The organism is Glycomyces albidus (assembly GCF_009451885.1).
Taxonomy (GTDB): Bacteria; Actinomycetota; Actinomycetes; order Mycobacteriales; family Micromonosporaceae; genus Glycomyces; species Glycomyces albidus.
The window spans coordinates 74,449-95,971 of sequence record NZ_WIAO01000004.1 but is presented as its reverse complement, the minus strand read 5'-3'; the positions used below and the strand labels follow the sequence as shown (position 1 = coordinate 95,971).

Annotated in this window: 22 protein-coding genes and 1 pseudogene; 18 read left to right on the top strand and 5 right to left on the bottom strand. The window is 69.5% G+C overall.

The window, feature by feature from the left end; all coding sequences use genetic code 11:
• Positions 1 to 4: 4 nt before the first annotated feature.
• The 3 genes and pseudogenes from cysD to GFD30_RS05075 form a co-directional block, all read left to right on the top strand.
• Positions 5 to 961 (top strand): annotated as a pseudogene (cysD, locus tag GFD30_RS05085) (sulfate adenylyltransferase subunit CysD); the annotation flags it as partial.
• On the top strand, positions 961 to 2,238 hold the full coding sequence (locus tag GFD30_RS05080) for a sulfate adenylyltransferase subunit 1 (protein WP_153024129.1): 1,278 nt from the start codon (positions 961 to 963) through the stop codon (positions 2,236 to 2,238). The pseudogene cysD and the gene GFD30_RS05080, both read left to right, overlap by 1 nt.
• Before the next feature lie 146 nt (positions 2,239 to 2,384).
• On the top strand, positions 2,385 to 3,245 hold the full coding sequence (locus GFD30_RS05075) for a DUF3027 domain-containing protein (RefSeq protein WP_153024128.1): 861 nt from the start codon (positions 2,385 to 2,387) through the stop codon (positions 3,243 to 3,245).
• Positions 3,246 to 3,293: 48 nt separating this feature from the next.
• Here the strand turns inward: GFD30_RS05075 and GFD30_RS05070 are convergent, their stop codons facing one another.
• From GFD30_RS05070 to GFD30_RS05050, 5 genes are all read right to left on the bottom strand, one after another.
• Entirely contained in the window at positions 3,294 to 3,635 is a 342-nt protein-coding gene (locus tag GFD30_RS05070; protein ID WP_153024127.1) for an MmcQ/YjbR family DNA-binding protein, read from the bottom strand.
• Positions 3,636 to 3,674: 39 nt separating this feature from the next.
• The gene (locus GFD30_RS05065) at positions 3,675 to 4,379 is read right to left on the bottom strand and encodes a hypothetical protein (RefSeq protein WP_153024126.1); all 705 of its coding nucleotides are present in this window, start codon (positions 4,377 to 4,379) and stop codon (positions 3,675 to 3,677) included.
• Positions 4,380 to 4,388: 9 nt separating this feature from the next.
• Entirely contained in the window at positions 4,389 to 5,009 is a 621-nt protein-coding gene (locus GFD30_RS05060; RefSeq protein WP_153024125.1) for a DUF305 domain-containing protein, read from the bottom strand.
• Positions 5,010 to 5,093: 84 nt separating this feature from the next.
• On the bottom strand, positions 5,094 to 5,978 hold the full coding sequence (locus tag GFD30_RS05055; RefSeq protein WP_194201854.1) for a DUF3105 domain-containing protein: 885 nt from the start codon (positions 5,976 to 5,978) through the stop codon (positions 5,094 to 5,096).
• A 139-nt stretch (positions 5,979 to 6,117) separates the two neighbouring features.
• Positions 6,118 to 6,822, bottom strand: a complete 705-nt coding sequence (locus GFD30_RS05050) for a DUF3105 domain-containing protein (RefSeq protein ID WP_227995855.1) — start codon at positions 6,820 to 6,822, stop codon at positions 6,118 to 6,120.
• 105 nt (positions 6,823 to 6,927) lie between these two features.
• Here GFD30_RS05050 and argS point away from each other — a divergent pair, with 105 nt between their 5' ends.
• The 15 genes from argS (at position 6,928) to GFD30_RS04975 (ending at position 21,501) form a co-directional block, all read left to right on the top strand.
• Positions 6,928 to 8,580, top strand: a complete 1,653-nt coding sequence (gene argS / locus GFD30_RS05045; protein ID WP_322632959.1) for an arginine--tRNA ligase — start codon at positions 6,928 to 6,930, stop codon at positions 8,578 to 8,580.
• Positions 8,580 to 9,974 carry a diaminopimelate decarboxylase gene (gene lysA, locus GFD30_RS05040; RefSeq protein WP_153024122.1) on the top strand — a complete coding sequence of 465 codons (1,395 nt, stop codon included), beginning with the start codon at positions 8,580 to 8,582 and terminating at the stop codon, positions 9,972 to 9,974. The genes argS and lysA overlap by 1 nt, the downstream gene beginning before the upstream one ends.
• A gap of 41 nt (positions 9,975 to 10,015) precedes the next feature.
• Complete coding sequence (locus GFD30_RS05035; protein WP_153024121.1) at positions 10,016 to 11,293, top strand: homoserine dehydrogenase; 1,278 nt, start codon at positions 10,016 to 10,018, stop codon at positions 11,291 to 11,293.
• A 6-nt stretch (positions 11,294 to 11,299) separates the two neighbouring features.
• Positions 11,300 to 12,403, top strand: a complete 1,104-nt coding sequence (thrC, locus tag GFD30_RS05030) for a threonine synthase (RefSeq protein ID WP_227995854.1) — start codon at positions 11,300 to 11,302, stop codon at positions 12,401 to 12,403.
• Entirely contained in the window at positions 12,403 to 13,302 is a 900-nt protein-coding gene (gene thrB, locus GFD30_RS05025; RefSeq protein WP_322632958.1) for a homoserine kinase, read from the top strand. The genes thrC and thrB overlap by 1 nt, the downstream gene beginning before the upstream one ends.
• A gap of 529 nt (positions 13,303 to 13,831) precedes the next feature.
• Complete coding sequence (gene rho, locus GFD30_RS05020) at positions 13,832 to 15,808, top strand: transcription termination factor Rho (protein ID WP_153024120.1); 1,977 nt, start codon at positions 13,832 to 13,834, stop codon at positions 15,806 to 15,808.
• 180 nt (positions 15,809 to 15,988) lie between these two features.
• On the top strand, positions 15,989 to 16,219 hold the full coding sequence (gene rpmE / locus GFD30_RS05015) for a 50S ribosomal protein L31 (RefSeq protein ID WP_153024119.1): 231 nt from the start codon (positions 15,989 to 15,991) through the stop codon (positions 16,217 to 16,219).
• A gap of 92 nt (positions 16,220 to 16,311) precedes the next feature.
• Positions 16,312 to 17,397 carry a peptide chain release factor 1 gene (gene prfA / locus GFD30_RS05010; protein WP_153024118.1) on the top strand — a complete coding sequence of 362 codons (1,086 nt, stop codon included), beginning with the start codon at positions 16,312 to 16,314 and terminating at the stop codon, positions 17,395 to 17,397.
• A 16-nt stretch (positions 17,398 to 17,413) separates the two neighbouring features.
• Entirely contained in the window at positions 17,414 to 18,247 is an 834-nt protein-coding gene (gene prmC, locus GFD30_RS05005; RefSeq protein WP_322632957.1) for a peptide chain release factor N(5)-glutamine methyltransferase, read from the top strand.
• Positions 18,244 to 18,984, top strand: a complete 741-nt coding sequence (locus GFD30_RS05000; protein ID WP_322632956.1) for an L-threonylcarbamoyladenylate synthase — start codon at positions 18,244 to 18,246, stop codon at positions 18,982 to 18,984. The genes prmC and GFD30_RS05000 overlap by 4 nt, the downstream gene beginning before the upstream one ends.
• A gap of 43 nt (positions 18,985 to 19,027) precedes the next feature.
• Complete coding sequence (locus tag GFD30_RS04995) at positions 19,028 to 19,582, top strand: arsenate reductase/protein-tyrosine-phosphatase family protein (RefSeq protein WP_322632955.1); 555 nt, start codon at positions 19,028 to 19,030, stop codon at positions 19,580 to 19,582.
• Positions 19,579 to 19,995 (top strand): hypothetical protein, encoded by a 417-nt coding sequence (locus GFD30_RS04990; protein ID WP_153024116.1) that lies wholly within the window; start codon positions 19,579 to 19,581, stop codon positions 19,993 to 19,995. The genes GFD30_RS04995 and GFD30_RS04990 overlap by 4 nt, the downstream gene beginning before the upstream one ends.
• A 130-nt stretch (positions 19,996 to 20,125) precedes the next feature.
• Complete coding sequence (locus GFD30_RS04985) at positions 20,126 to 20,344, top strand: AtpZ/AtpI family protein (protein ID WP_153024115.1); 219 nt, start codon at positions 20,126 to 20,128, stop codon at positions 20,342 to 20,344.
• Positions 20,345 to 20,378: 34 nt separating this feature from the next.
• Positions 20,379 to 21,191 carry a F0F1 ATP synthase subunit A gene (atpB, locus tag GFD30_RS04980; RefSeq protein ID WP_322632954.1) on the top strand — a complete coding sequence of 271 codons (813 nt, stop codon included), beginning with the start codon at positions 20,379 to 20,381 and terminating at the stop codon, positions 21,189 to 21,191.
• Between the two features lie 94 nt (positions 21,192 to 21,285).
• Entirely contained in the window at positions 21,286 to 21,501 is a 216-nt protein-coding gene (locus GFD30_RS04975) for an ATP synthase subunit c family protein (RefSeq protein ID WP_153024113.1), read from the top strand.
• The last annotated feature ends 22 nt before the right edge of the window (positions 21,502 to 21,523 follow it).

Here is a 21,523-nt window from a genome sequence, read left to right as displayed (position 1 = left end):
CGCCGGGCCGCCACAACCGACCGACGCCCACGTCCGGGCTGAGAGGAGCACTGCGCCGGTGAGCGACTACCGCATCAGCCATATCGCCGCGCTTGAGGCCGAAGCGATCTTCATCTTCCGTGAGGTCGCGGCCACCTGTCAGCGCCCCGTGCTGCTGTTCTCGGGCGGCAAGGACTCGATCGTCATGCTGCACCTGGCGCAGAAGGCGTTCGCGCCCGCGCCGATCCCGTTCCCCGTCATGCACGTCGACACCGGCCAGAACTTCGCGGAGGTCATCGACTACCGCGACCGCCGGGTCGCCGAGACCGGCGTCCAGCTCATCGTCGCCTCCGTGCAGGACGCGATCGACCGCGGCATGGTCACCGAGCCCCCGGACGGCACCCGCAACCGCATCCAGACGCCCGTGCTCCTGGAAGCCGCCGAGAAGTACCAGTTCGACGCCCTGTTCGGCGGGGCCCGCCGCGACGAGGAGAAGGCCCGCGCGAAGGAGCGCGTGTTCTCCTTCCGCGACGACTTCGGCCAGTGGGACCCCAAGAACCAGCGGCCCGAGCTGTGGAACCTGTACAACGGGCGCGTCCACCCCGGCGAGCAGATCCGGGTGTTCCCGCTGTCGAACTGGACCGAGCTCGACGTGTGGCGGTACATCGGCTCCGAGGGCATCCCGCTCCCGGAGGTGTACTTCGCCTCCGAGCGCGAGGTCGTCGACCGCGGCGGCATGCTGTACGCCGTCAACGAGTTCCTCCAGCCGCGCGAGGGCGAGACCGTCTTCAAGGAGACCGTCCGCTACCGCACCGTCGGCGACGCGAACCTGACCGCCGGCGTGCGCTCCGAGGCCCGCACGATCGAGGAGATCATCGCCGAGATCGAGGCGACCCGCATCACCGAGCGGGGCGCGACCCGCGGCGACGACAAGACCTCCGAGGCCGCGATGGAAGACCGCAAGAGGGAAGGCTACTTCTGATGACCGACACCTTGAGCTCCCGCGAGGACACGCACGAGCTGCTGCGCTTCGCCACGGCCGGTTCGGTCGACGACGGCAAGTCCACGCTCATCGGCCGGCTGCTGTTCGACTCGAAGTCGCTCTTCGACGACCAGTGGGACGCCGTCGAGGCCGTGAGCGCCGGACGCGGCGACGAGTACACCGACCTCGCGCTCCTCACCGACGGCCTGCGCTCCGAGCGCGAACAGGGCATCACGATCGACGTCGCGTACCGCTACTTCTCCACGCCCGAGCGGAAGTTCATCATCGCCGACACCCCCGGGCACATCCAGTACACGCGGAACATGGTCACCGGCGCCTCGACCGCCGACCTGGCCCTGATCCTCGTGGACGCCCGCAAGGGCCTGGTCGAGCAGTCCCGGCGGCACGCGTTCCTGTGCTCGCTGCTGCGCGTCCCGCACATGGTCCTGTGCGTCAACAAGATGGACCTGGTCGACTACGACGAGGCCGTGTTCAAGCGGATCGAGAACGAGTTCAAGGCGTTCGCGACCAAGCTCGAGGTGCCTGACCTGACGGTCATCCCGATCTCGGCGCTCAAGGGCGACAACGTCGTCAACCGCTCCGAGCACATGCCGTGGTTCAAGGGCCCGAGCCTCCTCCACCACCTGGAGAAGGTCCACATCGCCTCGGACCGGAACCTCGTCGACGTGCGCTTCCCGGTCCAGCACGTGATCCGGCCGCACTCGAACGACAACCACGACTACCGCGGCTACGCGGGCCAGATCGCCTCGGGCGTCATGAAGCCCGGCGACGAGGTCATGGTGCTGCCCAGCGGTTTCACCTCCCGCATCGCGTCGATCGAGACCGCCGACGGCCCGCTCGACGAGGCGTTCCCGCCCCTGTCGGTCACCGTCCGCCTCGAGGACGAGCTCGACGTCTCCCGCGGCGACATGCTCTGCCGCCCCGGCAACCAGCCGCGCGTCTCGCAGGACATCGAGGCCATGGTCTGCTGGATGGACGAGGCGCGCCCGCTGCGCCTGCGCGGCAAGTACGCCATCAAGCACACCACTTCGGACGCCCGCGCCGTCGTCAAGGACGTCCAGTACCAGCTCGACGTCAACACCCTCCACCGCGACGAGTCCGCGAACGAGCTGAAGCTCAACGAGATCGGCCGCGTCACCCTCCGCACCACGAAGCCGCTCCTGTGCGACGACTACCGCCGCAACCGCGCCACCGGCGGCTTCATCATCATCGACGAATCCGACAACCGCACTGTGGGCGCCGGCATCATCGTCTGAGCACCGCAACGCATCTGGGGCCCGGCCGCGAAGCGGCCGGGCCCCAGATGCGTTGCGCTGTAAGTGGCTCATGTCATGGAAGCGTACGCTGATGCTGGAGTGTTGAAACGCGAATAATGCGGTGCGCTTCAATAACGTTTCATGTCATGGTCACCCATTACCATGAAATCCCGATCCGCCTCTTCCAAGACCGGCCGGAGCTGGCTGTCGAGCTGCTGGTAAAGACCGCCGGGACATCGATTCCGGCTTACGCGAGCGCTGTGCCCGAATCGGAAGCACTGACGAACTGCGACCCGATCGAACTGAACTGCGACAACGTCGCGGTGTTTCGAGACGGCTTCGGCAAGCCGGTCTATGCGGTAATCACGGAGATCCAGCGAAGCGAGGACGACAACAAACCGTATAGCTGGCCGATGTACCTGACCAACCTGAGGGCCCGTCTCAGGTGCCAGGTGCAGCTATTGGTCATCTGCACCAATGAAATAACAGCGAAATGGGCGAGACAGCCGATCAAGATCGGACCACCGGAGTTCGTCCTGCGTCCCGAGGTGCTCGGGCCCGGGGACCTGCTGCGGCTGGCTGCCGACTACGACCCGAGGGAAGCGGTCGAACTGCTCATCCTCGTCGCTGCGACCTACGACCGAGGCCCGGAGACCGAGTCCGTAGCTCACGATCTCGGCCGTCGCCTCAACGAACTATCCGAGGCCGAACGCAGGAAGTATGCTGGTTGGGCGTTCCACCTTCTCTCAACACCCGCCTGCGAGATTCTGGAGGATCACATGAGCTTGACATATCAGGAATACCGCGAAAGCTACGCGGGTCAGTTGGAGATCAAGGGCGAGCGGCGCGGGCAGATCGGGGCGCTGCTCAAGGTGCTCGAAGCCCGCGGTATCAACGTCTCCGAGTCGGCTCGCACCCGTATCGAGAGCGTCTCCGATGAGGAGGAGCTCGACCGCTGGTTCGCCCGATCGGTGACCGTGGACCGGGTCGAGGAGATCTTCGACTGAACTCGCTGCGACGACTTTGAAAGGCCCGGCCGCGAAGCGGCCGGGCCTTCAGTGTGCTTCCCAGGCTTTGCGGACCCGGACCGGGGCTTTGATGAGCCAGGCGTCCTCGATGAGTTCGGTGAGGCGGGTGTCGTCGATGCGGGCGAGGTCCACGAGGATCATGGCGGATCCGTCGTAATGCTTCGTGGTGTAGAAGGCCGGGTCGCCGGAGGCGAGGAGGGCGGCCTTCTCGCCCGGGTCGCAGACGATGGCGAGGCCGCCCTCGGCCTCGGTGCGGAGGCGGGCGAAGAAGCGGCCCTTCACTTTCAGCGAGGGCGTCCGCCAGCTCGTGGTCTCCTCGACCTCGGGGTAGCGCATCGCGATCTCGACCACGTCGTCCCAGGTAGGCATATGCCCATCGTCCCGCAAGGGTGCGACATTCCGGGTCCGCTACGGGTTGATCCAGTTGCCGATCGTGATGAGGCTGGCGGCGGACGCGCCGAGGACCGCGGTGGCGACGACGGCCGCGGCGAGCAGGCGCAGCGGCGTCTGGGTCCAGTCGGGGCCGATCTGGTGTCGCATGGCGGGCATCGAGCCGGTGCCGGGCTCGGGCCGGGGCGACTCGACCGCGTCGGGGATCTCCTCCGGGACGGGCCTGCGGAAAGCCGCGGTGGAGAGGAGCTGCGTGTCGTCGGCGGTGACGCCGCCGATGCGGACGTGCTCGACCTGGACGGTGACGGGGCCGACCGAGCCGCGCAGGCCGTCGCCGACGCGCGCGAACTGGGCGGTGTCGTCGGGGCGGGGCCGCGAGGGCTCCATCCGCGGCTGCGAGGTCTCCCACGAGTACCGGAACCGGTTCGGCTGTGCATCGTTCAGTGCATCGTTCAGTGCATCGTCCGGTGCGCCGTCGCGTCCGACCCGCGGGACCGACCAGGACTGCGGCTCGGCGCGCGGCGCCGAGGGCTCCGAGTGGCCGTGCTCGGGCCGCTCCCAGCGCGGCCGGGACGGCTCGCGCGTGTGGGGGATCGAGCCGCTGACCGTGTCGACCTGGACGGTCTTGAGCTCGTCGGTGCCGCGGCCGTCGCCGACCCGGGGCAGCTCCCCGGTGGTCGGGTGGGACGGGTCGCCGTATCGCGGTCCCCAGTTGTCGCTCACGGCGGCTCCCTAGTTCTCGGCGCTCGAGAGGATCCGGTCGCGGTGCCCTTCGAGGTTCTCGATCTCGGACTGCTGCACCGTGACCGTGCGCTGCGCCGCGTCGACGACCAGGGCGTCGTCGGAGAGGTCCAGCGCGGCCTTGGCCATGTCGACGCCGCCGATGTGGTGGTCGATCATGAGGTTCGCGAACATGACGTCGACGTCGGTCCCGGTGGCGGCCTTGAACTCCGCCATCTCCTCGTCGGTGGCCATGCCGGGCATGAGGCCGCCGTTCGCCTCGGTGTCGTGGGCGTGCTCCTCGCCGGCCCAGGCCATCGGGTCGCCGCTGGAGAGCTGGACGTCCCACTGGCGCAGCCAGGTGCGGTACATGCCCATCTCGGCGCTCTGCGCGGTGGCGATGTCGTACGCGACGGCCCTCATGGTCTCGTCGGCGCCGTTCTGCCACTCGTACATGGCCATGTCGACGGCCTGCTGGTGGTGGGTGATCATGTCGCGGGCGAAGCCCGCCTCGACCGAGTCGTTCCCGGGGGTCGACGTGGCGGCCACCCAGCCGACCGCGCCGCCCGCGGCCAGCATGAGCACGGCGGTGATGGCGATCAGCACCGCGGGCCTGCGCCACAAGCCGGTCATTGGTCCTCCTTCGGCGGGCGCCCCGATGGAGCGCCCGCGCCTCCGTGATGCCTAACGAGCGTCGGCCCGAAAGGTTCGCCCGCGTCAGCCCGTGGGCATCTGGGCGGCGTCCTCGACGGTGGTCGAGACGCCTCCGGAGCAGACCGCGTTCGCTTCGGCCGTGTTGTCGGCGTTCTGGATGTAGTAGTCCAGGAACTCGTCGATCTTCGGGTCGTTCAGGTCGTCGGTCTGGTACTGCACGCCCCACGCCTGGAGCGAGACCTCGATGCCCTGCTCGGGGTAGGGGCTCATGAGGGAGTAGTCGCGGCCGCTGATCTTCTCGGAGAGCTGCGCGATGCCGTCGCCGTCGACCAGCGCCGGGTCGTAGGTCAGCCACACGGCGCCGTGCTCGAGGGAGTGGACGGCGTTGCCGTCGACGATCGCGGCGCCGTACACCGAGCCGGTGCAGGTCTGCCACTGGCCGAGGTGGTTGCCGCCGGTGGGCGGCGTCGTCTCGTACTCGGGGGTGTCGTTCGTGGTGTCCTCGTCGCCGTCGACGTGGGTCTGCTGGACCACCCACGGGTGCTCGAGGTCCTCCTCGGTCACGTCGCCGTCCTGGAGGGCGGCGGAGACCTCGGAGTAGTTGGCGTACTCGCCGTAGTAGTCGGTGACGCCTTCCGGCGGCTGGCTCCGGTCCCAGACGACGAACACGGCGGCCCCGATGAGGCCGAGCGCGACGACGCCGACGCCCGAGAAGGTGAGGATCAGGCCCCACGGCTTGGGCTGCTTCACCTGGACGGCGCGGCCCTTGCGGGACGGCCCTGACTTGGCGTCCTTCTTGGCCGAGGCGCTCTTGGCGGAGGGCTTGTCGAACGCGCTCTTGGACTTGGCCGGGGTCTTGCCCGAGTCCTTGGCGGCGTCCTTCTCGGTGCCTTTGCCAGTGCTGCCCTTGCCGGCGCTCTTGGTGGCGGATTGCTTCTTCGTAGCCATTTCGCGGGGCATGCCTATTCGTCGACGACAGGTGGAGCCGGAGCGGCACCGGGTGAGGGCCCGGCATGAACACCGCTCGCGTACGCCACCTTACCTGGTCGGGCCCGGGGGCTTCCTTAGAGCGCGCCCCGAAACCGCCCTACTGGTCCTCGATCGTCGTATTCACGCCGCCCGCGCAGGTCGCCATCGCCTCCGGGTTGAACCGGTCGTTGAGGACGTACTCGTCGAGATACGACTCGATCGCCTGATCGGCGGGGTCGTCGGTCTGGTACCGGTTGCCCCACGACTGCAGCGACACCGCCACGCCCTGGCCCGGGTATGGGCTCATCAGCGAGTAGTCCCGGTTCTGGATCAGCAGCGCCAGCGCCTCGACCGCGGCCGGCTCGACCAGCTCCGGGTCGTAGGTCAGCCACACCGCGCCGTGCTCCATCGAGTGGACGGCGTGGCCGTCGACGAGCGGCGCGCCGTAGACCGAGCCGGTGCACGTCTGCCACGCGGACAGGTGGTTCCCGCCGACCGGCGGCTTCAGGTCGTACACCGGCGGCTGCCCGTTCCACCCGGTCGCGACGTCGACGTGGTCCTGCTGCGCCACGAACGGGTGCTCCAGGTCCTCGGCGGTGATCTCGCCCGACTGGATCGCGGCCATCACGGTGACGTAGTCGCCGTACTCGCCGTAGAAGTTCTCGACCCCTTCGATCTCGGCGGGCGCGTCCTGCCCGGTCGTGACCGGGTCGGCCGCGGCGCCGCCGTTCGAGGACGGATCGGACGAGGGCGTGCAGGCCGCGAGGGCCGCGAGGGCGAGGAGGGGTGCGAGCGCGGACCAGCGGGAGCGAAGCGGGCGCATGTTCGGAAGCCTTCCGTCGAAGTTGCTGTAAAGCAACCTACCCGTGCAGGCCACACGGGCCTTTATCACTCGCGGGCGCCGAAGGCGGGAGTCTACGATTACCGGGTGACTCCTGAGACGCTCGCAGAGAAAGTGCTGTCCGCTACGCGCGCCGCCTTCGAGGCCCTCGGCCTCGACGGCGCCGTACTGCCCTCCCGGACGGCGGTAGAGCGACCCAGGGACCCCAAGCACGGCGACTACGCCTCCAACATCGCGCTCCAGACCGCGAAGAAGGCCGGCACCAATCCGCGCGCGCTCGCCGAGCAGATCGCCGGGATCCTCGCCGCCGCCGACGGCGTCGCCAAGGTCGACATCGCCGGACCCGGCTTCCTGAACATCACCCTCGACGCGGCCGCCGCGGGCGAGATCGCCGGCAAGATCGTCGCGGCCGGACCCTCGTACGGCACCAACGGCTCCATGGAGGGCGTCTACGCCAACCTCGAGTTCGTGTCCGCGAACCCGACCGGCCCGATCCACGCCGGCGGCACCCGCTGGGCCGCCCTGGGCGACGCGCTGGCCCGGATCATGCGCGCCTCCGGCGCCAAGCTGACCACCGAGTACTACGTCAACGACGCGGGCGCGCAGATCGACCACTTCGCCTCCTCGCTCCTCGCCCGCGCCAAAGGCGAGCCGACCCCCGAGAACGGCTACGTCGGCGCCTACATCGACGAGATCGCGGCCGACGTGCTCAAGCGGCGCCCCGACGCGCTCGACGCGCCCGAGCCCCTGGAAGTGTTCCGGACCGTCGGCCTCGAGCTCATGCTCGACGACATCAAGGGCACCCTCGCCGACTTCGGCACCCACTTCGACGTGTTCTTCAGCGAGAACGACCTGCACCAGCGGGGCGAACTCGACGCGGCCGTCCAGCGGCTGTCCGAGCTCGGCCACGTCTACGAGGCCGACGGGGCGGTCTGGCTGCGCACGACCGACTTCGGCGACGACAAGGACCGGGTCCTCAAGAGCTCCAAGGGCGCCTGGACCTACTTCGCCGCCGACTGCGCCTACTACCTCGACAAGCGCGAGCGCGGCTTCGAGAAGCTCGTGCTCATGCTCGGCGCCGACCACCACGGGTACGTGGGCCGGATGCAGGCGATCAGCCGCGCGTTCGGCGATGAGCCGGGCACGCTGGAGATCCTCATCGGCCAGTTTGTGAACCTGCTCAGCAACGGCGAGCCGGTGCGGCTGTCGAAGCGGGCCGGGACCATCATCACGCTGAACGACGTCGTCGAGGCCGTCGGCGTCGACGCCGCCCGCTACGCGCTCACCCGCTACTCCGCGGACTCCGCGATCGACCTCGACATCGACCTGTGGACCAAGCACGGCAACGAGAACCCGGTCTACTACGTGCAGTACGCGCACTCCCGCACGAACGGCATCATCCGGACCGCGACCGAGCGCGGTGTCGCGCTCGGCGACGGGTACGATGCCTCGCTGCTCTCCCACCCTCTGGAGACCGAGCTTCTCAAGGTGCTCGCTGAGTTCCCGGCCGTGGTTGCGACCGCCGCGGAGCTGCGCGAGCCCCACCGGATCGCGCGCTACGCGGAAGAGCTCGCCGGGGCCTGGCACCGGTTCCAGAGCAGCGGCTGCCGGGTCGCCCCGGGCCACGATGAGGATCCGACCCCGGTCAACGTCGCGCGCCTGTGGCTCGCGACCGCGTCCCGGATCGTGTTCGCCAACGCGCTCGGCCTGCTCGGCGTCTCGGCCCCGGAGCGGATGTAATGCGGACTCACGAGGCCGGCGCACTGCACGGCGACTTCGACTCACTCCGCCCCGGCTGGCTCGCCGTCCCCGAGGACGTGAACCGGCTGATCCCCGAGCTGTGGTCCGCGAACGTGGAACGCGCCGGCGGCGTGCTCCACATCGGCGGCCTCTCGGTCGAGAAGCTCGCCGCCGAGTTCGGCACGCCCGCGTACGTCTTCGACGAGGACGACTTCCGCGCCCGCTGCCGCGCCTGGACCGAGGCGTTCGCCGGCGCCGACGTCTTCTACGCCTCCAAGGCGTTCTGCTCCAAAGCGGTGCTCCGCGCCGCCGCCGAAGAGGGCCTGTCCGTCGACGTGTGCACCGCGGGGGAGCTCGCCGTCGCGCTCGCGGCCGGGCTCGACCCGGCCCGGCTGGGCCTACACGGCAACAACAAGTCCCTCGCCGAACTCCACCAGGCCGTCGACCTCGGTGTGGGCCGCATCGTCGCCGACTCGTTCCAGGAGATCGAGCGGCTCGAGGCGATCGCGAAGGAGCTCGGCAAGCGCGCGAACGTGATGGTCCGCGTCAACGTCGGCGTCGAGGCCCACACGCACGAGTTCATCGCCACCGCCCACGAGGACCAGAAGTTCGGCTTCTCCCTCGCCGGCGGCGACGCCTACGAGGCGGCCCGGCGCGTGGTCCACGCCGAGCACCTGAACCTGCTCGGCCTGCACTCGCACATCGGCTCCCAGATCTTCGACACCGCCGCGTTCGAGGTCTCCGCCGCGCGCGTCACCCGGCTCCAGGCGCAGCTCCAGGCCGACCTCGGGGTCACGCTCGGCGAGCTCGACCTCGGCGGCGGGTTCGGCATGGCCTACACCACCCAGGACGACCCGCAGCCGCCCGCCGACCTCGCCGCCTCGCTGCGGCGGATCGTCGAGCACGAGTGCGCCGGCGCCGGGATCGAGGTCCCGCGCCTGTCCATCGAACCGGGGCGCAGCCTCATCGGCCCGGCCATGTTCACCCTCTACGAGGTCGGCACGGTCAAGCCGGTGACGCTCTCGGCGGGCGCCTCGCGCCTGTACGTCTCGGTCGACGGCGGCATCAGCGACAACATCCGGACCGCGCTCTACGACGCCACCTACTCGGCGACGCTCGCCTCGCGTTCGTCCACTGCGACGCCCGCGCTCGCCCGCGTAGTGGGAAAGCATTGCGAATCGGGCGACATTGTTGTTAAAGATGAGTTCCTGCCGGCGGACATCGCGCCGGGAGACCTGATCGCGGTCCCTGGAACCGGCGCGTACTGCCGCTCCATGGGCTCGAACTACAACCACGTGCCCCGCCCGCCGGTCGTCGCCGTCCGGAACGGCGAGGCACGGGTGATCCTGGCCCGGGAGACCGTCGAGGACCTGCTCCGTCTGGACCTGGGCTAGCACAGCACGCGGCCTTCACCACCTGAAAGAGGACACCAGCGATGAAACTCGCGCTACTCGGATGCGGCACCGTCGGCAGTGAAGTCGTGCGCCTCATGCGAACGCGCGGGGAGGAGCTGGCCGCCCGGGTCGGGGAGCCGGTCGAGATCGCCGGCATCGCCGTGCGCCGCCTCGACCGGGACCGCTCGCACCTGCCGGTGGAGAAGGAGCTGTTCACCAACGACGCGCTGAGCCTCGTCAAGCGCGAGGACGTCGACATCGTCGTGGAGGTCGCCGGTGGCATCGAGCCGGCCCGCACCTGGATCACCACCGCCCTCGGCGAGGGCAAGTCGGTCGTGACCGCGAACAAGGCGCTGCTCGCCGAGGACGGCCCGGCCCTGTCGGCCGCCGCGAAGGCCGGCGGCGCGGACCTGTACTACGAGGCCGCCGCCGCGGCCGCGATCCCGCTCATGCGCCCGCTGCGCGAGTCGCTCCACGGCGACACGATCAACCGGGTCCTCGGCATCGTCAACGGCACCACGAACTACATCCTCAGCCAGATGTCGCAGACCGGCGCCTCGTTCGAGGAGGCCCTCGGCGAGGCCACCGAGCTCGGCTACGCCGAGGCCGACCCCACCGCCGACGTCGACAACTACGACGCCGCCGCGAAGGCCGCGCTCATCGCCTCGCTCGCGTTCCACACCCACATCGACCTCGGCGAGGTCTACCGCGAGGGCATCCGCGGCGTCTCCGCCGCCGACATCGCCTCCGCCGCCGCCGAGGGCCGCGTGGTCAAGCCGCTGTGCATCGCCACCCGGGAGGCCGACGGCGTGTCCGTGCGCGTCCACCCGGCGATGATCCCGGCGACCCACCCGCTCGCGAACGTCAACGGCGCCTACAACGCCGTGTTCGTCGAGGCCGAGTCCGCCGGCCGCCTCATGTTCTACGGAGCGGGAGCCGGCGGCACCGAGACCGCCTCGGCCGTGCTCGGCGATATCGTGGCCGTGGCGCGCAACAAGCGCGGCGGGATCACCGCGTTCCCGCCCGAGGCCGCCTACCAGGACCTGCCGGTGAAACCCATCGGCGAGTCCCGCACCCGCTACCACGTCAGCCTCGACGTCGTCGACGAGCCCGGCGTGCTCGCCCGCGTGGCGGCCACCTTCGCCCACCACGGCGTCAGCCTCGCCACCGTCCACCAGTCGGGCCGCGGCGACGACGCCCAGCTCGTGGTGGTCACCCACACGGCGGCCGACAAGCAGCTGTCGGACACCGTTGACGAACTGTCGCGGCTGACGTCGGTGCACCAGGTCACCAGCGTCATGCGCGTCGAAGGAGAATAGGACGACATGTCCGAAAGCGCCATGCACACTTATGGCTCGCAAGCTTCGCAGAGCGGGCGCCCGGGGTGGCGCGGCCTGATCGAGGAGTTCCGCGACCGGCTCCCGGTCAGCGACGCCACCCCCGTGGTGACCCTCCAGGAGGGCGGCACGCCGCTCCTCCCCGCCCCCGTCCTGTCCGCGAAGACCGGCTGCGACGTGTACCTCAAGATCGAGGGCCTCAACCCGACCGGCTCCTTCAAGGACCGCGGCATGACCCTCGCGGTCTCCAAGGCCGTCGAGGACGGCTCGAAAGCCGTCATCTGCGCCTCCACCGGCAACACGTCGGCGTCGGCCGCGGCCTACGCCGCCCGCGCCGGGATCACCTGCGCGGTGCTCATCCCGGCCGGGAAGATCGCCCTCGGCAAGCTCGCCCAGGCGCTCGTCCACGGCGCCAAGGTCCTCCAGGTCGACGGCAACTTCGACGACTGCCTCTCGATCGCCGACAAGCTCGCCGTCGAGTACCCGGTGACCCTCGTCAACCACCTGAACTACAACCGGATCCTCGGGCAGAAGACCGCCGCGTACGAGGTCGTGCAGGTCCTGGGCGACGCCCCGGACATCCACTGCCTCCCGGTCGGCAACGCCGGCAACATCACCGCCTACTGGCTCGGCTACAACGAGGACCACGCCGCGGGCGCGACCACGAAGCTGCCGCGGATGCTCGGCGTCCAGGCCGCCGGCTCGGCCCCGATCGTCGACGGCCGCGTCGTCGAGCACCCGCAGACCATCGCCACCGCGATCCGCATCGGCAACCCCGCGTCCTGGACCAAGGCCCTCGACGCGAAGCAGGAGTCGAACGGCGACATCATCGCCGCCACCGACCGCGAGATCCACGCCGCGTACATGCTGCTGGCCCGCTCCGAAGGCGTCTTCGTCGAACTCGCCTCGGCCGCGTCCGTCGCCGGTCTGCTCAAGCAGGCCGAGGCCGGCTGGATCGGGAAGGGGCGGACGGTCGTCTGCACCGTCACCGGCAACGGCCTCAAGGACCCCGACTGGGCCGTCTCCACCGCGCCGCAGCCGCAGACCGTCCCGGTCGACGTGCTCAAGACCGCGACCGCGCTGGGGCTCTAGTGGGCGCCTTCTCCACCGGGCCGCGCGCGACCGTCCGCGTCCCGGCCACGTCAGCGAACCTCGGGCCCGGCTTCGACTCGCTCGGCCTCGCGCTCGACCTGTGCGACGAGGTCACCGCCGAGGCCCAGAGCGGCACCGGGGTGACCGTGGAGGTCGAAGGCGAGGGCCGGGGCGCCGTGCCCGGCGACGAGCGCCACCTCGTCGCCGCGACCATGCTCCGGACATTCAAGACGCTCGACCTCGCGCCTCCGGGCCTGAAGCTCAAGTGCCGCAACAGGATTCCGCACGCGCGCGGGCTCGGTTCGTCGTCGGCGGCGATCGTCGCCGGCATCATGCTCGCCGACGCGCTCGCGGGAGCGGGCATGACCCGCGGCCAGAAGCTCGCCCTCGCGGCCGAGATCGAGGGCCACCCCGACAACGTGGCGCCGTGCCTGCTGGGCGGCTTCACCATCGCGTACTCCACTGAGGACGGCGCGAAGGCGGTCGCGCTCGACCCGTCGCCGCGCATCCACCCGTGGGTCTACATCCCGCAGACGACGGGCCTGACCTCGGTCGCGCGCGCCGCGCTCCCCGAGAAGGTCGCGTACGCCGACGCGGTGTTCAACCTCTCGCGCGCGGCGCTGCTCGTCGCCGCGGTCTCGCGCCAGCCCTCGCGGCTGTTCGACGCCACCGACGACCGCCTTCACCAGCGGTTCCGCGCCTCGGGAATGCCGGAGAGCACGCGGTTGTTGGACCGGTTGCGCACCGCCGGGATCGCCGCGGCGATCTCGGGGGCGGGGCCGACGGTGCTCGCCCTGGCAATCGACGGCGCCGAAGTCCCCGAGGCCCCTCCGGGCTTCGAGGCCAGGCGCCTCGATGTCGCCCAAGGCGCGGCCCAGGTCGCACCCGCCAACGAATGATCCTCGGGTCCGTTGTTGAGAATGGCAAGAGTGCGCTACTATTCCAGTTAGACGACCACCCGGTGTCGTGACTGCTCGAAGCCTTGCTTATGCTTGTGGTCACAACAGCTGCGGCGCATCCAGCGCACGCCTGATCTCTTGTTTGGGTCATCACCCTCAACCATGGATTTGTGACTTTGCATAGCTCCAGCGTGACATGGCACGGTTTCGACGAAGGAACAGTCGCTGTCCGCATGGATCGCAATCAGCGGGGATCGGCGGCACGTGTCTCACCGTGCACGATCATTCAGCGCGAGCTCGCCGGTCACAAGCCCAGAGGCGTCGCCTCGTTCAGGACCGTCTGCACAGCGGACAGCCCAGGGGTGTTGCACCCGGTGTCAACCGTCGTCTTCCATCCGCCGCGCCCGTCAGGACGCCGAGGCGGTCGAAGCGATGGCGGGACGCAGACCAGAACATCGGCATTGCGGCTATTTGAAAGACGCGGAAACTCCTCGAATCCCATTCGAAGTTCCGCCAGGGAAGGAATCCATTGAGCGACACCACCGGCACGACGTCGGACCGGATGAGCGATGCGGCGTCTGCTTCGGAAGAAACTCCGGAGACCAAGAAGCGCCGCCGGGCAGGAACCGGTCTGGCCTCACTGCTGATGCCCGAGCTCCAGCAGATGGCTCAATCGCTCGGCATCACCGGCGTTGGCCGGATGCGCAAGAGCGAGCTGATCGCCGCCATCCAGGAACGGCAGGATGCGGGCTCGCAGCCCGGCGGTGCCAGCGCCGAACAGGAGGCCCCAGTGCCTGACTCCGAACACACACCTACCGCAGAGGGTCCGCAGGCCACTGTCGACTCCGCGCCGAGCGACCACGGCTCCGAGAGCGCCGACGCCAAGGGCGGCACCGCCGTCCGCCGGGCCACCCGCCCGGCCGGCCCGCCTCAGCCGCGTCGTCGCCAGGAGAGCCAGCCCACGACTCGCCCGTTCGCCGAGGACCAGTCGACCAGCCACGAGGTCGCCGAGCACGGCGCCGCCGAGGTGCCCGCGTCCGTCGCGACCATCGAGTCCGATGAGGACCGCCCGCAGCGCCGCCGCCGCGTCCGCGACGGCGGGCGCGAGAACCGCGAAGGCGGCCGCGAGAACGGGCGCGAGAACGCCCGCCGCGACGAGCAGCCAGAAGCCCGCACCGAGTCCCGCGAGCGCCGCGGCGAACGCGACGACGACGGCTACGACGACCGCGGTCCCCGCGACGGCGACGGCGAAGGCCGGCGCCGCAAGCGCCGCGACCGCTCCGACCGCCGCCAGCGCGGCGGGCGCGACGAGTCCGAGCAGCGCAGCGGCCAGCCGCAGCAGAACGACGAGCTGCTCGTCCCGGTCGCCGGCATCCTGGACATCCTCGACAACTACGCGTTCATCCGCACCACCGGCTACCTCGCCGGGCCCGACGACGTCTACGTCTCGATGTCGCAGGTCCGCAAGTACCGCCTGCGCCGCGGCGACGCGATCACCGGCGCCGTGAAGCCCACGCGCACCGAAGAGCCCGGCGGAGGCCAGAACAACGGCAAGCAGCGCCGCGAGAAGTACAACCCGCTCGTGCGCCTCGACACCGTCAACGGCATGAACCCCGAGGACGCCAAGAAGCGCGACGAGTTCTACAAGCTCACGCCGCTGTACCCGCAGGAGCGCCTGCGGCTGGAGACCGAGCCGAACGCGCTGACCACGCGCGTGATCGACCTCGTGGCCCCGATCGGCAAGGGCCAGCGCGCCCTCATCGTCTCCCCGCCCAAGGCCGGCAAGACGATGGTGCTCCAGGCGATCGCCAACGCGATCACCACGAACAACCCCGAGTGCCACCTCATGGTGGTCCTCGCGGACGAGCGGCCCGAAGAGGTCACCGACATGCAGCGGTCGGTCAAGGGCGAGGTCATCGCCTCGACGTTCGACCGCCCGCCGTCGGACCACACCACCGTCGCCGAACTCGCGATCGAGCGCGCCAAGCGCCTCGTCGAGCTCGGCCACGACGTGGTCGTGCTGCTCGACTCGATCACCCGCCTGGGCCGCGCGTACAACAACTCGTCGCCCGCCTCCGGCCGCATCCTGTCCGGCGGCATCGACTCGACCGCGCTCTACCCGCCGAAGCGCTTCCTCGGCGCCGCGCGGAACATCGAGCACGGCGGCTCGCTGACCATCATCGGCACCGCGCTGGTCGAGACCGGCTCCATGGGCGACACGGTCATCTTCGAAGAGTTCAAGGGCACCGGCAACGCCGAGCTCAAGCTCGACCGGAAGATCGCCGAGAAGCGCACCTGGCCCGCGATCGACGTGCACCAGTCGAGCACCCGCAAGGACGAGCTCATGATGAGCCCCGAGGAGCAGGCGGTCATGCTCAAGCTCCGCCGGGTCCTGTCCTCGCTGGAGCCGCAGCAGGCGATCGACCTGCTCATCGACCGGCTGAAGAAGACGCAGACCAACGCCGAGTTCTTGATGTCCATCGTCAAGAGCACGCCCGGCGACTAGTCGGCACGCGTGAGGCCCCTCAGGCTGAGAGCGGCCTCACGCACTACTATTGAATGTCGGTGCGCAGGTCGCGCACCCTGACCAATGGCCCTCCGGGGTCCAACGCGGTACCGGTTCACGGCCGGCCGTCGCGCGAGCGATGCGCCACGCCGACCCGGCGACCGACACGAAAGGGAAGTCATGAAAGAGGGCATCCACCCTGAGTACGTCGTCACCGAAGTGACCTGCTCCTGCGGGAACAGCTTCACCACCCGGTCGACGGTGACCAGCGGCAAGATCCAGGCTGCGACCTGCAACAAATGCCACCCGTTCTACACCGGCAAGCAGCGCATCCTCGACACCGGCGGTCGCGTGGCCAAGTTCAAGGCCCGCTACGCCAAGGCTGCCGAGAAGGCCGAGGCCGGCAAGTAGCTTTGCTGCGCGGCGTCCGTGTCCCTGCGACACGGACGCCGCGTTTTTCGTCTCACATGACCGTCCGCAAGGCTTCTTCGTAAGGAACAGAGATGACGACTGCCGCCGACAACCGCCTGGCCTCGCTGCTCGCCGAGTACCGCGACCTCGAGGTCCAGATGGGCGACCCCGCCCTGCACGCCGACCCGGCACAGGCCCGGCGGGTCGGCCGCCGCTACGCCGAGCTCTCCCCGATCGCCAAGACCGCCGAGGACATCGCCGCCGCCAAGAGCGACCTGGAGACCGCCGAGGAGCTCGCCAAGGAGGACGCCGAGTTCGCCCAGGAGGCCGAGCACCTCCGCGCCCGGATCCCCGAACTCGAGGAGAAGCTCGCCGAGCTGCTCGTCCCGCGCGACCCCGACGACTCCAAGGACGTCATCATCGAGATCAAGGCCGGCGCGGGCGGCGAGGAGTCCGGCCTGTTCGCCGGCGACCTCATGCGCATGTACCTGCGCTACTTCGAACGCCAGGGCTGGGCGGTCGAGACCCTCGAGATGGTGCCCACCGACCTCGGCGGCATCAAGGACTCCTCGATCGCCGTCCGCACCAAGGGCGCCCCCGAAGGCGGCAACGGCGTCTGGTCCCGCATGAAGTTCGAAGGCGGCGTCCACCGCGTCCAGCGCGTGCCCGTCACCGAGTCCCAGGGCCGCGTGCACACCTCCGCCGCGGCGGTCGTGGTCATGCCCGAGGCCGAAGAGGTCGACTTCGAGCTGAACATGAACGACGTCCGGGTCGACGTGTACCGGTCCTCGGGCCCCGGCGGCCAGTCGGTCAACACCACCGACTCCGCCGTGCGCCTCACCCACGTGCCCACCGGCGTGGTCGTGACCTCGCAGAACGAGAAGAGCCAGCTTCAGAACAAGGAGGCCGCGATCAAGGTCCTCCGCGCGCGCCTCCTCGCCAAGCAGCAGGAGGAGGCCGCCGCCGCGGCCGGCGCGGCCCGGCTCCTCCAGGTCCGCACCGCCGACCGATCCGAGCGGATCCGCACCTACAACTTCCCCCAGAACCGGCTCACCGACCACCGGATCGGCTTCACCGCGTACAACCTCGACCAGGTCATGGACGGCGCCCTCGACGAGGTCCTCGACGCCCTCGCCACCGCTGACCGCGCCGACCGCATGGCGCGCGGCGCTGAGTAGGCAGCAGCACACCGACGTGACCTGGGCAGGAGCGATCGCCGCCGCCGCGAAGCGCCTCGCGGCGGCCGGCGTCGCCTCCCCCCGGGTCGACGCCGAGCTGCTCGCCGCCCACGTCTCCGGACTCACCCGCGCCCGCCTCCTCATCGCCGACGGCCCCCGCGACGACCAGCTCGCCGAGTTCGACGCCCTGGTCGAACGCCGCTGCACCCGCGAGCCGCTCCAGCACCTCACCGGCTCGGCCGCGTTCCGCTACGGCGAGCTCGCGGTCGGCCCCGGCGTGTTCGTGCCCAGGCCCGAGACCGAGCTCCTCGTCGACTGGGCCCTGGCGCACCTCCCAGAGGGCGGCACGGTGATCGACGCCTGCTCCGGCTCGGGGGCCGTCGCGTACGCGATCGCCACCGAGCGGCCCGACGCCCGCGTCTGGGCCGTCGAGATCGACCCCGACGCGTTCGAATGGCTCGAGTCGAACCTGGAGGGCACGAACGCGGTGCCCGTCCTCGCCGACGCGACCGCCACCGGCACGCTCGCCGAACTCGACGGCCAGGTCGACCTCGTCACCGCCAACCCGCCGTACGTCCCGTTCGAGATGGAAGTCGCCCCCGAGGTCGACTTCGACCCCGGCGGTGCCGTCTACGCCGCCGAGGCCGGCCTCGCGGTCATCCAGCCGCTCGCCGTCCGCGCCGCCCGCTGGCTCAGGCCCGGCGGCTGGTACGGCTTCGAGCACGACGACACCCACGGCTCGGTGGCCCCGGAGATCCTGCGGGTCAGCGGGTTCACCGACGCCGAAGACCACGACGACCTCGCCGGCCGGCCGAGGTTCGCGACAGGAAGGCTAGGCTTGCTGCCGTGAGGCTGTTCAATTGCAGGAAGATCAAGGACCGCGCCACCGGGATCAAGTCGGCCGCCAGGGCCGTGACCGGCGGCAGGCTCGTCGTCATCCCCACCGACACCGTGTACGGCATCGGATGCGACGCGTTCAACCACGCCGCCGTGAAGGCGCTCCTGGCCGCGAAGGGACGCGGGCGCGACATGGCCCCGCCGGTCCTCATCGGCTCCAAGCGGGCCCTCGACGGCATCGCCTCCGACGTCCCCGACTCCGCCAAGGAGCTCATCGAGGCGTTCTGGCCCGGCCCGCTCACCGTCGTCGTGCCCTACACGCCGACGCTGACGTGGGACCTCGGCGACACCGACGGCACCGTCGCGGTCCGGATGCCGCTGCACCCGCTCGCGCTCGAGCTCCTCAAGGAGACCGGCCCCATGGCCGTGTCCTCCGCGAACAAGCACGGCCAGCCCCCGGCCGAGACCGCCACCGACGCGAAGGCCCAGCTCGGCTCCGACGTCTCGGTCTACCTGGAGGCCGGCCCCAGCGAGGACAACCTGCCGTCGACCATCGTCGACTGCGTCGCGCACCCGCCGCAGATCCTGCGCGAAGGCGCCCTCACGCTCGAGCAGATCCGCAAGATCGTCCCGGACACGCTCGACCGCGACGGCTACGGCCCCGGCCAGCGCCCCGAAGAGCAGGAAGCGGACGAGGCCGCCGCCGAGGCCCCGGCCGAGACCGACGCGACCGAGGAGACCTCGGCGTGACCGCCCGCCGGCGCCGCACCGCGGCGACCCCCACCGAAGCGGAGTGACCGCCGTGCCCTTCTCCGTCCTGCACGTCTGCACCGGCAACATCTGCCGGTCGCCGATGTCGGAGCGCATCCTCGACGGGCTCACCGGCGACGACGTGTTCAACCACGGCGCCGGCACCTCCTCGTGGCACGAGGGCGAGGACATGCAGCCCTTCTCCGCGCGCGAACTCGAGGACCGCGGCTACGAGGCCGGCGGACACGGCGCGCGCCACCTGACCCGGGCCCACGTGGCGGCCTCCGACCTCATCCTGGTCGCCACCACCGGGCACCTCGGCTTCATCGCGGAGCACTACCCCGAGGCGGCCGGCAAGACGTTCCTGGTCCGCACCTTCGGGCGGGTCGCCGAGGACGCCGCGGACGAGCTGCCCGACGGCGATGTGAACACCCGCGGCAAGGCGCTGGTGGCGCTGGCCGAGCTGCACCGGGCGGACTACGACGAGACCGACCTGTCGGACCCGTGGGGCATGAGCCGCGCGGTGTACGCGACGATCGCCGACCAGCTCGAGGCGGCGCTCAAGCCCGTCGCCATCGCGCTCGAGGGGGGCTCGTGACGACCGCCCGGGCTGCCTCCAAGAAGCACTGGCTGAAGCCTTGCTTCGCCGTCGCGGGAATCGCGGCGGCGGTGGCGGCGATCGTCGGGTGGATCACCGCGGGCGGCGTCGGCGCGTGGTCCGCTCCGGCCGGAGTCGCGTTGGCGGCCTTGGGCTTCGCGGGATCGGTCCAAGCGGTCGCCGCAGCGGAGAAGATTGATCTGCGTCTCACCTTGCCTATGGCCTTGATCACATATGCGGTCAAGTTGTTCCTGGCTTTCATTGCATTGTGGACGGTTCAATCGACGGTGCCGAATGCGTTGCTCCCATTCGCCTGCGGGATCGTCGGCGGAGCCGTCGCGTGGCTCGCGACCCAGGCTGTCTGGGCATACAGGGCGAAGATCCCGTACATCGAGCTCGACCAGCCGTCTTGACGGCTTCTTGACGCCCGCGCACCGCGACACGCGGTGTTTCGTGGAGGTTGACAATTGCGCACGGATGGCGCTCATCTCAGCTAGCCCGCCGGGCAGTTCCTGCGTAGTAGCTGTTAGAGTTCATTCCGACATGGCCGACATGGAACCCCCCGATCGCAAGCCCCAACCCGACGGTTCGGACATGGGCTGGCGCGCTCTGGGATATCTGCTGTCCGGGATCATCGTCTGGGGTGGTCTCGGATATCTCGTCGACCTGTGGCTCGAACTGCCCAAAGTCGGGCTCCTGGTAGGGATGCTAGTCGGTGCTGGAGCGGGAATGTACCTGCTCATCAAGCAGATGTCACCGTAGATTTGACCGACACTGACTGAGAGGCGTGGCTCGCGTGACCGACTCAGCCATCGTGCTGGCCGAAGGGGAGTCCCACTTCCCGCCCGGTATCCACAGCTTTGACTTTGCCGACTGGTTCTCCGGGCTCAGCGAGACCGCCCTCGCCCACATGTTCACCACCATCACGATGGTGGTCTGGGCGACGGTCGCGATCCTGATCGTCTTCTTCCTGTGGGCCTACCGCAAGCCCCAGATCGTTCCCACCAAGAAGCAGTGGATGGCCGAATCGGCCTACGGCTTCATCCGGAACACCGTCGCCATCGACCTCATGGGCAAGAAGGACGGCGTGCGCTTCGCCCCGTACCTCGCCACGCTGTTCCTGTTCATCGTCCTGATGAACTTCTGGGCCATCGTGCCCGGCATCCAGATCTCGCCGAACGCCCACATCGCGTTCCCCGCGATGCTGGCGGTCCTCTCCTGGATCATGTACGTCTGGGTCGGCATCAAGCAGCACGGCCTCGCCAAGTGGCTGAAGATCACGGTCGTGCCGCCGGGCGCTCCGGCGTTCATCTACCCGCTGCTGATCCCGATCGAGATCCTGCAGAACATCATCCTGCGCCCGGTCACCCTCGCCCTGCGGCTGTTCGCGAACATGTTCGCCGGCCACCTCATCCTGCTGGTCTTCATCCTCGGCGGGTTCGAGATGCTGAACTCCAGCAACATCTTCATCCAGGGCCTGTCGGTCTTCTCGTTCGCCATGGGCATCGCGATGACGCTCTTCGAACTCATCGTCATCCTGCTGCAGGCGTACGTGTTCACCCTGCTGACCGGCATGTACATCCAGGGGTCCCTCGCGGAAGAGCACTAGAGCTCCCTCGGTTTCCACCCCACCCCAGTTTTCGCAATTGAACAACATCGTGCGCGTGACGGTCACGCCACGCTGACACCTAGGAGAAAGCCAGATGGAAGGCTCCGTCAACGTCATCGGTTACGGCCTCGCTGCGATCGGCCCCGGTATCGGTGTTGCCCTCATCTTCGCGGCGTGGATCACCGCCACCGCCCGCCAGCCCGAGTCCGCCGGCATCACCCGCCCGATGCTGTTCATGGGCTTCGCCCTCGTCGAGGTGCTGGCGCTGTTCGGCCTCGTTCTCGCCTTCGCCATCGGCGGCGGTAACTAGTTAACCCTTCAAGGGAGTCATC